The organism is Actinomadura sp. KC06 (genome assembly GCF_004348735.1).
Lineage (GTDB): Bacteria > Actinomycetota > Actinomycetes > Streptosporangiales > Streptosporangiaceae > Spirillospora.
In genome coordinates this window covers 1-12,418 of sequence record NZ_SMKT01000212.1, presented here as the reverse complement: position 1 = coordinate 12,418, position 12,418 = coordinate 1, and the positions used below count along the sequence as shown (strand labels likewise).

Genomic DNA, 12,418 nt, shown 5'->3' with positions numbered 1-12,418 from the left:
GAACCTACTGAAGTTTGATAGCCCTGCAAAACTAGAAGTACTGGTTATCGCTCCCTATAGGCGTCAACTGGAGGAAATAGACCGTCGACTAGCTTCGCTCAAGTTGCGACACGTGCGCGTCATTCTGCAATCTGTGGATGCCGCACAAGGAAGGGAAGCAGATATCGCGATATTCACAGTCACGCGAAGCAATGCCAAGGGGAAAATGGGCTTCCTGTCAGAGCCGTACTGGCGCCGAATCAACGTCGCTCTCTCCCGTGCCCGATTCGGGCTGACTATCATCGGAGATGCAGACTTTTGCAGGTCTGCGCCGGGAGCTCTGCGAGATGTGTTGGCATATATGGATACCCACAAAGAGGACTGCGAGATTCGGAGTGCCGCTAATGTGGAATAACGACATTCTACTCGCACAAAGATATGCTCACGAGATGGCAGGATTGTCTCTAATTGCAATTGATGACGCTGCCATCCCTGTTACGGTGGTCACTTGTGATGTTTTGGCGCAAGAGCGTAAGCCACTTCCTTTGCTCGATGAATATCTGTTGCGTCTTGTGGCTGCAGGCGTCGATGAAGTGGAGGAAATTGCGAGGACTCTCGGCCTAGAAAAGTTTATAGTTGAAGTCGCCGCTGCTGATCGTATTTCCGACGGGTCAGTTAATTACAGCAGGATTGGTCAGACCGGCCGACTGCTGCTTACAGACTATGGCCGGACTCTAGTAACTGACCTTTCTGCAGTCCAACCTGTTCAGCGGCAGCTTAAAGTATCCTTTGATCGCATGACATGGCAAGTTGCGGACTACCCAAGGTCAGCCCTCGCTAAGAAACGAGATGTTGCGCGAAGGGGTCTGATTGTATTGCCGGCTCTACAAAGCGCCGGCGTGAAACAGGAAGATATCGTTCCGCGGCAGCTAAACCGTTTGCTCGGAGAAGGAAAGCCAGTCGAGATCCTTAGTGTGCGGAAAGTACGTCCGAGTTCCTACTCTTACCTCCCCGTTAAGCTGCTAGTTTACGCCGACCCTTCCCGAGGTGAGGTGCGCCTCGGGGTTGTAGTCGAAGATGCAATCAGTCGTGAGCATGGCATGTCTTTGGAACGTTCAGGTGGCGCTAGCCATCTAAATATTGAGGCTCTAGAACCTGAAACTCGTCCCGGACTCGCTGATTACCTCGAGCAGATTCGCGTTCCACAGGAGCAGGTAGATCACGCGCGAAAAAGAATGGAGATAGATCTTTCGAAGTCGCTCAAGTGGCATGATCTCGACAAACAGGTACGTGATTACAAGGTCCGGAGTGTTAATTCGTTCGAGCAGCCTTATCTGGTAACAGAAGCAATTGATTCGGCTCTGCGGCGCTTGTTGATCTTTTCTCCGACGGTTCGATTCCTCAACCGTGAATGACGAATTTCTCGAGCGACTCGAACGTCGTCTTTCTCGTGGCGCGCAAGTACATCTCGGGTGGGCTCAACCACAGTCGGACGACAAAGGTTTTGCCGTTTTGGAGAGAAGGTTTAGAACTCTGAAGCAGAGATATTCGGATAGATTCTTTTACGGGTCCATTCCAGATCTTTCCTCAAGTCTGCTCATCTTCGACGACGCAATGGTCACCACAAGTTCCGAGCTTCTTTCCCGCAGAGGTGGGAATAGTCGGACATACCGACAACAAGAGGGCACCCTAGTCAAGGTACCAGAATACGTAGATGAAACGTATGAGGAGGCCCTAAAAAACGCTCGAGAAGTAACGTGGGTTCAAAATTGAGTGGAATAATCCTCGTTATTTAACCACTGGCGAATTGTTACTTTTGCGAGAGTTCTTTATGCGGAGATGCATGGACGGATCCATTTGAAGATCGGGAATTTTGCTGAGCTGTATCCAACGTACCTGGCTCGACTCACTGCTCGGAGTAGGCTGGCCCTCAACGTGTCGGGCAGTGAGGACCACGGAGAACTCCTGTCGGACTTCGTTGTTGCTGGTGTAGTGGATGACGTGCTTGGGGTCACTGTAGATGCCTACTAGGCCGGTGATCTCTACGTCGATGCCGGTTTCTTCTTTGGTTTCGCGGATGGCGGCTTGGGTTACGGATTCGCCTAGGTCTATTGCGCCGCCTGGTAGGGCCCAGTTCTCGTTGTCGGTGCGGCGGATCATGAGGATCTCGCCCTTGTCGTTCTCTACGACAACGTTGACGGACGGGACGAGGCTGTTGGCCTTGGGGGCGTTGGGATCGTCGTAGTAGTCGATTCTGCGGCCCATGGGTCAGCCCCCTGGTATGGGTGTGGCGGTTTCCCAGACGCGTTCGAAGCTGTCTAGGTAGGTGTTCACCAGGTCGCCGCCAGCTATGCGGCGTAGGTGCCAGACGGGGGCGTGGGCGGCGGTGACGCCGTAGACGTGGGTGTTGATGAGGAGCTGGTCGTCTGCGCGGTAGATGGAGTTGTAGAGGACCGTGCGGTGGGAGCGGAACTCGACGCCGTCTTGTTTGCGGAGGTTTTTGTAGAGGACGAGGGCGTTGCGGATTTTGGCGGCCATGGCGTCGTCTACGCCCTCGTCTGTGCCGCGTTCGGCTACCTGGGGGCTGTCCGGGTCGCCGAGGAGGATGCGGACGCGGACACCGGCTCTGGCTTTCTCTGCGAGCGTGCGTTGTATGCCTGCGTCTTCGGAGAGGAAGAGGCCGGAGTAGACCAGGACGCTGATCTCTTCCTCGGCTGCGGCGAAGAGACGTCCCCATGCGTCCCTTGGGACGGAGGTTCGGTGCGGGTAGATCGTCACTAGTTCGCTGCTGGACGCTGCGGTGACTTGCTCATTGGAAAGGGCGTCCGGCCACAGGAACGTTTCGTCCACGCCTAGGCGCGAAGCTACTGCGTAGCGGTGGCGTCGGTATGGGGTGCGGTCCTTGGTGATCCAGCGTTCTACCGTCTTGGGGTCCACGTCGATCGACTCGGCGAGCGTGGCGATAGTCAGGCCCTGCTCTAGCAGAGTGGCGCGTAGGCGTTCGTTCGGCATGCACCCGTCCGAGATCCGGGACGTCCTAGGACGCGATCAACCCTATGAGGACGTCATGAACACGTCCAGTCATGTAGTGATCTCGTCCCCCAGGTCAAGCGCACGCTCTTTCTCGTAAGACACCGACCGCCCGAACCGCCCCCGCCGGATACGGGCCTTACGAGAGGAGAGATCACACATGATCCTCGTCCTGGCTTCGATCCTCGCCGTCTTCCTCGCCGGCGCCATCTGCGGAAGCTTCGCCATGCTCGTCATCGGCATCCACGCCGAAGAGCGCCGGGTGATGCAGGGGCGCGGCGAGTCGTCCCCCAGCGGCATGGCTTCCCGGCGTCTGCTCAGCACCCAGACGTGCGACGACACGCCGGACCACGTCCCGGCGGGGCGGTGAGCATGCGGCGAATGCCTCGCGTCATCACCGGCCACTCGTGCGCGTGCGGCGCACGTGTCGAACCCGGTAACCGGCGGTGCCGCAAGTGCCGCGCCCGCGCCCAGTGGCTACGGCGGGGGCGCGGTTCGCGGTACCCGGACATGTGGCTGTGAGGAGGTGAGGCCGTGAACCTCTCGGTTCCCCTGGTGGTGGTCCTCGGCGCCGTGGTGTGGGTCGCGTGGCGGTACATGGGCCTGCGTGGCTGGCACATCGCCATGTGCCTGCTGTTCGGGTTCTTCCTCGCCGCGACCAGTGGCGCGCCGGAGATCCGCCAGCTGGCATCCGTGCTCGTCCAGTCCGTCTCTCAGCACTGACGTCCCCAACCGAAGGGAGGGATGCCCTAGTGCCTGACATACCGCCACGCCTCAAGGTCAACGTTCAGGAGGTCCGCACGCGCAACCTCGCCGCGCGAGAGATCGTCTCCCACCTGTCCGCCGCGATGCCGTCCATCGAGGATCTGTGGATCCGTCTGAACGGCGCGCTCGCCGACGTCCCCGCACTCGTCTCCGAGATCACCCGGCTTGCCGCCGAACTGGCCAAGGTACGGCGAGACCGCGCGAACCTGGTGGCCGCTGGACGCGCCACCCTCAACGCCCAGCGCGACGCCGAACCGGATCCGCTCTACTACCTGCGAGACGAGCTACGCGCGCAGGGACACCTTCCCCCGGACACCTGGGGGCGTCCATGAGTCGCACACGTCAGATGCGGCGACACGCTCGGAAGATGCGCCGCAATGGGCTTCAGCCAATGGTGATCATCGACCGTGACGACCAGTTCCCGGACATCGCCGCTGTACTCGTCGCGCGCGCCCTGTGGCGCTATCGGTCCGAGCTGGCACCGGCCTACCTGATGGCCTTGCTCGCCCTTGGGGGTGCGCTTCTGCACCTCACGCACGCGGAATGGTGGCCGTGGCTGGTGGGTGTCACGACGGCTACCGCGTGGGCGCTCGCCGCGTTCGGCGAAAGGGTCGGGCTCGCTCTGCGAATCGAGCGGATCTATGCCGCTGCCGTCGCCATGAGCGCCGGTGGGTGGTTGGCTGCCGCAACTGCGCTGGGCGTCACCTTCCGCCCGCTTCCCCTCATACTTCTCGGAGCCGGGTTCCCGCTCGCTGTCCCCTGGTGGGTTCATCGGAGGCGGCGCGCCAAAGTGCGCGTTGATCGGCAGCTAGCCGCATGGCCGGAAATCGCCCAGGCGATTGGCCTTGCGGGCTCACGCGCACAATCCGCAGCAGTAGACGTGTGGGGATGGCGTGCGAGGTTCGCCCTGGCACGCGGCCAGACGATCCAGGACGTCATCGGAAAGGTTCCCGCGATCGAGTCAGCGCTTGGGACGTTCCGGGGTGCTGTGCGCGTCGCTCCGACGCGCGACGACAAAGCCAACCGGTTCGAACTCCGGGTACTCGACAGCGACCCGCACGCCGATGCGATTCCGTGGCCTGGACCATCCGTCTCGTCCATCACCGAGCCGATCGACCTCGGCCCGTTCGAAGACGCCACTAACGCGCGCGTCCTGCTGCTGCGACGTCACGGGCTCTTCGGAGGCGTGGCCGGTTCGGGCAAGAGCGGCGGAATCAATGTCCTGATGGGAAACCTCAGCGCGTGCCGTGACGTGGTGGTGTGGGCTATCGACCTCAAACGCGGCATGGAGCTCCAGCCATGGGCATCGTGTATCGATCGGCTCGCCACCACCCCGGAGCAAGCCCGCGCCATGCTGCGCGACGCTGTCACGATTCTTGAGGCACGTGCCGATTGGCTCGCCGCGCAGGGGCGCCGTGTTTGGGAGCCGACACCGGAACTCCCCGCGCTCGTCATCGTCGTGGACGAGTACGCCGAACTCGCCGACGACGCGCCAGATGCCGCCAGCGACACGGACTCAATCGCGCGGCGAGGGCGCGCCGTGGCGGTGACGCTTATCGCGGCCACTCAGCGGCCCACACAGAAAGCGATGGGGAAGGGTGCCGTCCGCTCACAGATGGACGTCCGCGTGAGCTTCCGCGTCCGGGAAAGGAAAGACGTCGATCTCATCCTTGGGCAAGGGATGCTGAACGCCGGATGGCACGCACACACCCTCAATGCCCCTGGCAAGTTCCTGCTCTCTGCCCCCGAACACGACACACCACGGCGAGCACGTGCCTACCTGCTCACCGATGCCATCGTGGCGCAGACAGCAGAGCGGCACACTGGCGTCCGTCCGGCTCTGGACGAGGTCTCCCTTCGCGCGCTGGACACGGCACGCCTGAAGCCCGTCTCCGAGCCATCCCTCCCCGTGATGCCATCGAGCGCTGACACGGCCGAGACTGCTCTGAGGGAAGCCCTGGACGGCGCGCCGGACGAGGGTCTTCCAGTCGCTCACCTTGTGATGATCACGCAGATGAGCCGCCCCACTCTCTACCGACGCCTCGCAGAACTCGTGAAGACCGGCCGCGCGGTCCAAGTCACGCGTGGCCGCTACAGGGCGTCCGACCACGTCCGGTAGTCGTCTCAACGTCTCGTCTCACGCGCGCGCCTGCACGTAAGGGCGGCAGAGACATCAGTGAGACGAGACGGAGACGAGCACTCACCGTAGCCAAGGAGATGATCAACAACCCAGCACCACGTAACCCGGCACAACGCCCGGGTGAGAGGAGGTGGTGTCTCGTGCAGGCGTACACCGTCGAGCAAGTAGCCGAGATCCTCAACATCGGACGCGACAAGGTCTACTTCCTGATCCGCACTGGCCAACTCCGCAGCATCAAGATCGGCAAGCTGCGTCGCATCACTGACCGGCACCTCGCCGAGTTCGTCACCTCCCTCGAAGAGCCCGCCCTCGAAGAGACGCACTGACCCCACCCGCCGGGAGGTCCGTCCGGTCACTCGCCCAAAAACGGACCCTCCCAACCTGGGGACTTCTTGGGACGTCTTGAGTTAGAGTCTGTGGTGACCTCGATCGATACGAGGGAGGGATCCGATGGCAAAGATCCTTATCGGGAACTACGACGCGACCATCTACCCGGAGGGCAACGGCTATACGGGGGCCATCTCGCTCGGATTCAAGCCGGACGGGACGCGCAACCGACCAAAGAGGAAGGGGAAGACGAAGGAGATCGTCAAGGCGAAGCTGAAAGACCTGGTCGACGAGCTTGAGAAGGGAATCCAGGCCGAACGCAACTACACGGTAGAGAAGGCTGCGAATGCCCTGCTCGCTCACCTCGCCAAGCAAGGCAAGAGCAGGGCGACGATGCGCACCTATCGCGGCCTTGTCAATCACCACATCATCGCCAAACTCGGCAAGATCAAGGTCACGGACCTCACGGCGGACGACGTCGAGACGTGGCTTGACCAATGCGCCGAAGTGATGTCCACGCAGACGCTCAAGATCGTCCACGGCCTTCTCCGCCGGTCAATCCGGCTCGCAGAGCGGCGCGACAAGGTGGGGCGGAATGTGGCCCTACTGGTCGACACTCCGCAGGGGAAGCGGCCTGCGCGACGGTCGCGGTCCATGTCCCTCAAGCAAGCGACCAAGCTGCTCAAGACCGCACAGGATCCGAAGCACCGACTTGGGGCGTACGTCATCCTCGCGGTTGTCTCCGGTCTTCGCACGGAAGAACTCCGGGCGCTCACGTGGGCGGACGTGGATCTCAAGAAGAAGATCGTCTACGTCCTCCGCTCCGACCGCGAAGGAGGCGACACGAAGACCGAGAAGAGCCGCAGAGGCATCGCCATGGCGGACATGGCAGTTGACGCGCTCACGGCGCTCCGCAAGCGTCAGGCCGCCGAGAAGCTCGCCGCAGGCGACGTGTGGCAGGGACACAACCTCGTCTTCTGCAAGGAGGACGGGACACCCTACACAAGCGACGACGTCCTACGCCGGTTCCAGCGCATCACGGAAGCGGCTGGCATCGGAGCCACGTGGGTGCCGCGCGAACTGCGACACACGTTCGTGTCCATCATGAGCGACAACGACGTGGCCCTAGAGAAGATCAGCGACCTCGTGGGCCACTCGGACACGCGCACCACCCGAACCGTCTACCGTAACCCTCGGGAATTGCATCAGACGGGTGAGTTTCTGCAGGTCGCCTGATCAGCGCTGTCTCCGAAAAGGGCGCGTGACCCGTTCGTTCATGCTGTTTGACCTGAACCGCTTGCACGGTGCGCCCGTCAGATGCATGATCCAGCCTCCTAACGGTCGCGGTTGATGAGCCTGGAGGGGCCTGTGCGACGAACCGATCTGGCGGGTGCTGCCCACATGGAGCTGGTGTCGGGCGTCGTTCAGCTGCGTCCGGAGGACGCGATGGTCGAGGCGATGTTGCGGGGATGGCGCGCCCAGCAGGTCGCCCGAGGGCTGGGTGAGGAGACGGTCCGCAAGCGGGAGGGGCTGGTCCGCGGGTTCATGGCGTTCGCCAACGAGTTTCCGTGGGCATGGTCGCCGGGGCATCTGGATGAGTGGTCTCTGCATTTGACGTCGGAACGGCATCTGGCGCCCTCGACGATCCGCAACTACCAGGGCACGCTCAGGCTGTTCAACGAATATCTGATCGATGGCCGATACGGCTGGGCGGTGGCGTGTGAGCGAGAGTTCGGGCCGGGGAACCATCCGGTCGCCGTGGTGCATGAGTGGAACACCATCGCCCATCTCAGCGATTACGAGGGCAGCCCCGAGTCGCGCCCGTTCACCCGCCGGGAGTTGCAACGGTTCCTGGACTATGCCGATGACCAGGTCGAACGCGCAATAAGAGCGAAGCGTAAGGGGGCGCTGGCAGCTTACCGGGACGCGACGTTGTTCAAGGTCATGTATGGGTGGGGGTTGCGGCGGACCGAGACGTCCAAGCTGGATGTGGTGGATTGGGGGCGTAATCCGGCGGCTCCGGAGTTCGGCGGGTACGGGATGCTGAACGTCCGCTACGGCAAGGCCAAGCGGGGGCAGCCGCCGCGGCGGCGCAACGTCGCCTCGGTGATGGGGTGGGCGGTGGAGGCCGTGGAGGATTACGTGGAGAACGTGCGGCCGCGGTTCGGCTGCGGCGATCATCCGGCGTTGTGGGTGACCGAGCGGGGCGGCCGGGTGAAACCGGCGGAGATCAACGCCCGGTTCGTCGCCTACCGGGAGGCGCTGGGGTTGCCGTCGGCGCTGGTTCCGCATTCGATCCGGCATTCGTACGTCAGCCATCTCACCGAGGACGGCGTGGATCGCCGGTTCATCCAGGTCAATGTTGGTCATGAGGTCGACAGCTCCACGGCGGTCTATACCCACGTCAGCGACGACTTCATGAACACCGCGCTGCGCAGGGCCCTGGCCCCGGCGCTGGATGTCGGGGCTAGGCGAGGGGAGCGCTGATGACGGCCAACCTGGACTATCGGTGGCACCTTCGGCAGGTGATGGCCACCCGCGGCATGTTCTCAACTACCGACCTGATTGGCCCGCTGTCCGAACGTGGCATCAAGCTGTCCTCCTCGCAGGTCTACCGGCTGGTGGTGGAGCGGCCGGAACGCCTCAGCCTGAGGATCTTGATGGCGTTGCTGGACATCCTGGATTGCGCGATGACCGACCTCATCGAACCCGTTCCCGCCACCGATCAAGTCGGCAAGAAGGACAGGGCGGTCGGCGGCGGCGATGCCGGGGTCGGTGAACTGCGGCCGAAACGTGCCCGGATCACCCAGATCGATGACTGAGCAGGCCTCCCGGGCGGTCGCCGAGCCCGCGGGCATCCCCGAGGTGGTCAGCGACCCGATCAGTGTCACCGTCGACCTGATCTGCCACATCGAGTCCACCCTGGGCCGAGATGAGATCGAGGCGGTGGTGCTGGGCGTCGCCGGCGGCCGCGCCAAACGCCGCAAGCTCGCCCAGGCGCTGGTTGAGCGGCCCACCGTGCTCACCGACGGCCGGTCTCCAGGTCCGCGTGCGGTCGGGGATCTGCTGATCGCACTGGTCAGGGCGGGAGCCACCACGACCTCGCTGCCGCGTTGCGCCGAGTGCGGCAAGGCCCTGCAGACGCTGCAGCGACGCGGCGAGGACTGGTATTGCAGCGTCTGCGGCCCGATCCGGAAACCATGCGCAGTCTGCGGCGAGGAAAGGCCGGTGGATCGGAGTGACCGTGATGGGCGTCCTCGATGCCGCCGATGCCCACCCGATGACGGCGATCCGACACAGGTCGTGGTCGAAGTCGTCGCGGTAATTGACCCGGCTCTGCCGACCGAGGTCGTCGCCGAGGCGGTCAAGGCGGCGGCGACACAGCCCAGCAAGCGCCATCAACTGGCCTGGGCGGTGCAGGATCGGCCCGATCTGCTCACCGGAGCGGGCGCCGAGGCCTCAACTCCGTCGGTGCTGCGCCTGATCGACAAGCTCTGCGACGCTGGTGCCACCGGCATCGTCCGGCCACCCTGCCCCGGCTGCGGCCGGGTGATGAGCCTGCACCGGAAGATCAAGGGACGGTGGCTCTGCCGCAACTGCGTGGCCAAGTCGAGGGCCCAGCCCTGCTCGGGCTGCGGCAGGATCCGCGAGGCCGCCGCCCGCGACCAGGCCGGACGGCCGCTTTGTCCGGACTGCCTGGTCAGCGACCCGGCAAACCTCGAGCACTGTGTGAACTGCGGCCGTCGCCGCGTCGTCAGTACCCGCACCCCGGACGGGCCCTTGTGTCCCGGCTGCCCGCCGCTGCCGACATTGACCTGCTCGATCTGCGGCCAGTACCGGCCCTGCGGGATCTCCCGATTGACCGGACAGCCGTGGTGTCCGTCCTGCCAGAACCGGTCCGGCCGCTGCGTTGGCTGCGAAACCCTCAAACCGATCCGGTCCGGCACCCTTGACCAGCCGCTCTGCCAGAGCTGCACCGTCGTGGCCTTCCCCGACTGCCCGACCTGCGAGACCAGCCCTCGGGCGGGCCAGTGCCCCCATTGCCGTCTCCATTTGCGGCTCCGGGAGCTGCTGACCGGCCCGGACGGCGCCACCCACCCTGCCCTGCGCCCACTGGAACAAGACCTGGCAGCTACCGATCCGCCTGGCACCGCGCTGCGCTGGCTCAGCAAGGAGCCCGTCGCCACCGTGCTCGCAGACATCGCCGCGGGTCGCCGCCAGCTCACCCACGCCGCGCTGGACGAGCTCGCGCCACGCCCGATGATTGCGCATCTGCGCAGTGTGCTGGTCGCCACCGGAACGCTGCCGCCACGCGATGAGCAGATGGCGCGCCTGGAACGCTTCCTCGACGACGCTCTCTCCACCCAAACCGACCCCGGACAGCGGCAACTCCTGCACCACTACGCCGTCTGGCACCTGCTCCGCCGACTGCGCCATCGCACCAACGGCCAGGCCGCCACACACGAGCAGGTCGCCGTCGTCCAGTACCAAGTGCGCGGCGCCGTCGTGCTGCTGGACTGGCTGAACGCCCAGCGCCTGACCCTGGCGACCTGCGGTCAAGCCGACCTGGAGCGATGGCTGTCAGGCGACCACACCTCCTGCCACCGGCACGCGGGACACTTCGTCCGCTGGGCCGCCCGACAGCGGCTCACCACACTGTCCTTCCCCGCGACCCGTTGGCAGGGACCGACCCGGGCGCTGGACGACCAAGCCCGCTGGGACGCCGCCCACCGCCTTCTGCACGACGACACCCTGCCCACCCGGGACCGGCTCCAACTCGCCACCGAACTCCCCGCCGCACTGCTCGCCCGCATGCTCGGCATCCACATCGACGTCGCCGTCGCCTGGCAACACATCTCCGCTGGCGACTGGACCACCTACGCCGCCGACGTCAGCCGCCGCGACCCCCGCCCGGCTCTGGAAGGCCGGTCGGGGAAGGAAAATGGTTCAGCGTGACAGAGCAGATCAAGATCGCATCCGCGCAGAGCCCGGTTGGTCGATTCCCCAGCGTCAACGGCCCACAGGTGCGTCGCCTGATGCGCGCGGCCGCCGACGCCGGCGCCTGTCTGATCCACTTTCCCGAAGGCGCCGTGTCTGGCTACCCCGCCGACCCGAACACGGCCGACCCTGCGGCGCTGCGACACCAGCTCGAACTCATCACCCGACTCGCCGGTGATCTCGGGATCTGGGTCGTCGTCGGCTCTGACCACCACCTGACGCCACCGCACCTGCCCCACAACAGCCTCTACGTGATCTCAGCTCAAGGAGAGCTGGTCGGACGCTATGACAAGCGGCTGTGCTCCCACACCGAGATCACCAAGCACTACTCGCCCGGCTTCGAGCCACTTGTCTTCGACATCGACGGGTTCAGATTCGGCTGCGCACTCTGCATCGAGATCAACTTCCCGGAGATCTTCCTCGACTACCGCGCCCTCGACGTCGACTGCGTGCTGTTCTCCACCTTCTCCAAGGACCCAATCTTCGAGATCCTGGCCCGCGCACACGCAGCCGCGAACACCTCCTGGATCAGCGTGTCGGTCCCGGCGCACCACAGCACCACCATGCCCGCCGGAGTGATCGGCCCGCATGGATACCGGCTGGCAAGCTGCCCGGCCAACGGCACACCCGCCGTGACCACGGTGGACCTCGACCGCTGTGACCCCGCACTCGACATCGCCCTGAACAAGGCACGACCCTGGCGCGCCCAAGCACGAAGCGGCACACCGTATCGACCTCGCCGCGTCGACGATCCGAGAAGCTCAGGCCACACCCGCTTCTAGCCCTTCGGCACCCCAAGCAACATGGACCGGGATGCTCACCCCAACCGCGCTGCTCCATCACCCCCAAGGCATTCAGACAGTTCTGATATCCGATGGTGCCGTTAAACACCAACTCCGGCCCGTGATCACCACGGGTGCCGAGAAGATGAACGTCATCTTCAAAGACGAGAAGAGCAGGTCAGCCTAGAGATTGGCTCCCGAATCAAGTCCCCTCCGACGCTATCCGACCCGCTGAGCTGGCACGGAAGCAAGATCGAGACGAAACCCGCATTAGTGGTTTTGGAGAAGTCGGCGGACCCTGGGGTTGGCTGAGCGTGCCGATAATGCGTGCCATGGGGGCGTTGAGCAGGTATTTAAGGGTGGGCATGGCGGGGGGCGCGGGTAATGGGTCTGGCTC

14 protein-coding genes are annotated in these 12,418 nt (G+C 63.9%); 12 read left to right on the top strand and 2 right to left on the bottom strand.

Annotation, left to right across the window (positions count from 1 at the left end; all coding sequences use genetic code 11):
• On the top strand, window positions 1–394 hold a 394-nt coding region (locus tag E1287_RS38450), incomplete at its 5' end, for an AAA domain-containing protein (RefSeq protein ID WP_207934713.1).
• Between the two features lie 34 nt (window positions 395–428).
• Window positions 429–1,394: a hypothetical protein gene (locus E1287_RS38445; RefSeq protein WP_131970255.1), complete on the top strand. Its 966-nt coding sequence runs from the start codon at window positions 429–431 to the stop codon at window positions 1,392–1,394.
• Between the two features lie 373 nt (window positions 1,395–1,767).
• On the opposite strand, the gene E1287_RS38440 is transcribed toward E1287_RS38445, so the two are convergent.
• Both E1287_RS38440 and E1287_RS38435 read right to left on the bottom strand, forming a co-directional pair.
• Complete coding sequence (locus tag E1287_RS38440) at window positions 1,768–2,244, bottom strand: NUDIX domain-containing protein (RefSeq protein ID WP_131970253.1); 477 nt, start codon at window positions 2,242–2,244, stop codon at window positions 1,768–1,770.
• Between the two features lie 3 nt (window positions 2,245–2,247).
• Window positions 2,248–2,991 (bottom strand): XRE family transcriptional regulator, encoded by a 744-nt coding sequence (locus E1287_RS38435; protein ID WP_131970251.1) that lies wholly within the window; start codon window positions 2,989–2,991, stop codon window positions 2,248–2,250.
• A gap of 178 nt (window positions 2,992–3,169) precedes the next feature.
• On the opposite strand from E1287_RS38435, the gene E1287_RS38430 reads away from it, so the two are divergent.
• The 10 genes from E1287_RS38430 (at window position 3,170) to E1287_RS38385 (ending at window position 12,021) form a co-directional block, all read left to right on the top strand.
• Complete coding sequence (locus tag E1287_RS38430) at window positions 3,170–3,379, top strand: hypothetical protein (protein WP_131970249.1); 210 nt, start codon at window positions 3,170–3,172, stop codon at window positions 3,377–3,379.
• Window positions 3,380–3,543: 164 nt separating this feature from the next.
• Window positions 3,544–3,732: a hypothetical protein gene (locus E1287_RS38425; RefSeq protein WP_131970247.1), complete on the top strand. Its 189-nt coding sequence runs from the start codon at window positions 3,544–3,546 to the stop codon at window positions 3,730–3,732.
• A gap of 29 nt (window positions 3,733–3,761) precedes the next feature.
• Entirely contained in the window at window positions 3,762–4,106 is a 345-nt protein-coding gene (locus E1287_RS38420; RefSeq protein ID WP_131970245.1) for a hypothetical protein, read from the top strand.
• A gap of 59 nt (window positions 4,107–4,165) precedes the next feature.
• Entirely contained in the window at window positions 4,166–5,893 is a 1,728-nt protein-coding gene (locus E1287_RS38415; protein WP_243719724.1) for an FtsK/SpoIIIE domain-containing protein, read from the top strand.
• 161 nt (window positions 5,894–6,054) lie between these two features.
• The gene (locus tag E1287_RS38410) at window positions 6,055–6,240 is read left to right on the top strand and encodes a helix-turn-helix domain-containing protein (RefSeq protein ID WP_243719723.1); all 186 of its coding nucleotides are present in this window, start codon (window positions 6,055–6,057) and stop codon (window positions 6,238–6,240) included.
• Between the two features lie 124 nt (window positions 6,241–6,364).
• Window positions 6,365–7,477, top strand: a complete 1,113-nt coding sequence (locus tag E1287_RS38405; RefSeq protein WP_131970239.1) for a site-specific integrase — start codon at window positions 6,365–6,367, stop codon at window positions 7,475–7,477.
• A gap of 165 nt (window positions 7,478–7,642) precedes the next feature.
• Window positions 7,643–8,728, top strand: a complete 1,086-nt coding sequence (locus tag E1287_RS38400; protein ID WP_243719721.1) for a tyrosine-type recombinase/integrase — start codon at window positions 7,643–7,645, stop codon at window positions 8,726–8,728.
• The gene (locus E1287_RS38395) at window positions 8,728–9,063 is read left to right on the top strand and encodes a helix-turn-helix transcriptional regulator (RefSeq protein ID WP_131970235.1); all 336 of its coding nucleotides are present in this window, start codon (window positions 8,728–8,730) and stop codon (window positions 9,061–9,063) included. Before E1287_RS38400 ends, E1287_RS38395 begins: the two co-directional genes overlap by 1 nt.
• Window positions 9,064–9,106: 43 nt before the next feature.
• Complete coding sequence (locus E1287_RS38390; RefSeq protein WP_207934712.1) at window positions 9,107–11,197, top strand: hypothetical protein; 2,091 nt, start codon at window positions 9,107–9,109, stop codon at window positions 11,195–11,197.
• On the top strand, window positions 11,194–12,021 hold the full coding sequence (locus E1287_RS38385) for a carbon-nitrogen hydrolase family protein (RefSeq protein WP_207934711.1): 828 nt from the start codon (window positions 11,194–11,196) through the stop codon (window positions 12,019–12,021). Before E1287_RS38390 ends, E1287_RS38385 begins: the two co-directional genes overlap by 4 nt.
• The last annotated feature ends 397 nt before the right edge of the window (window positions 12,022–12,418 follow it).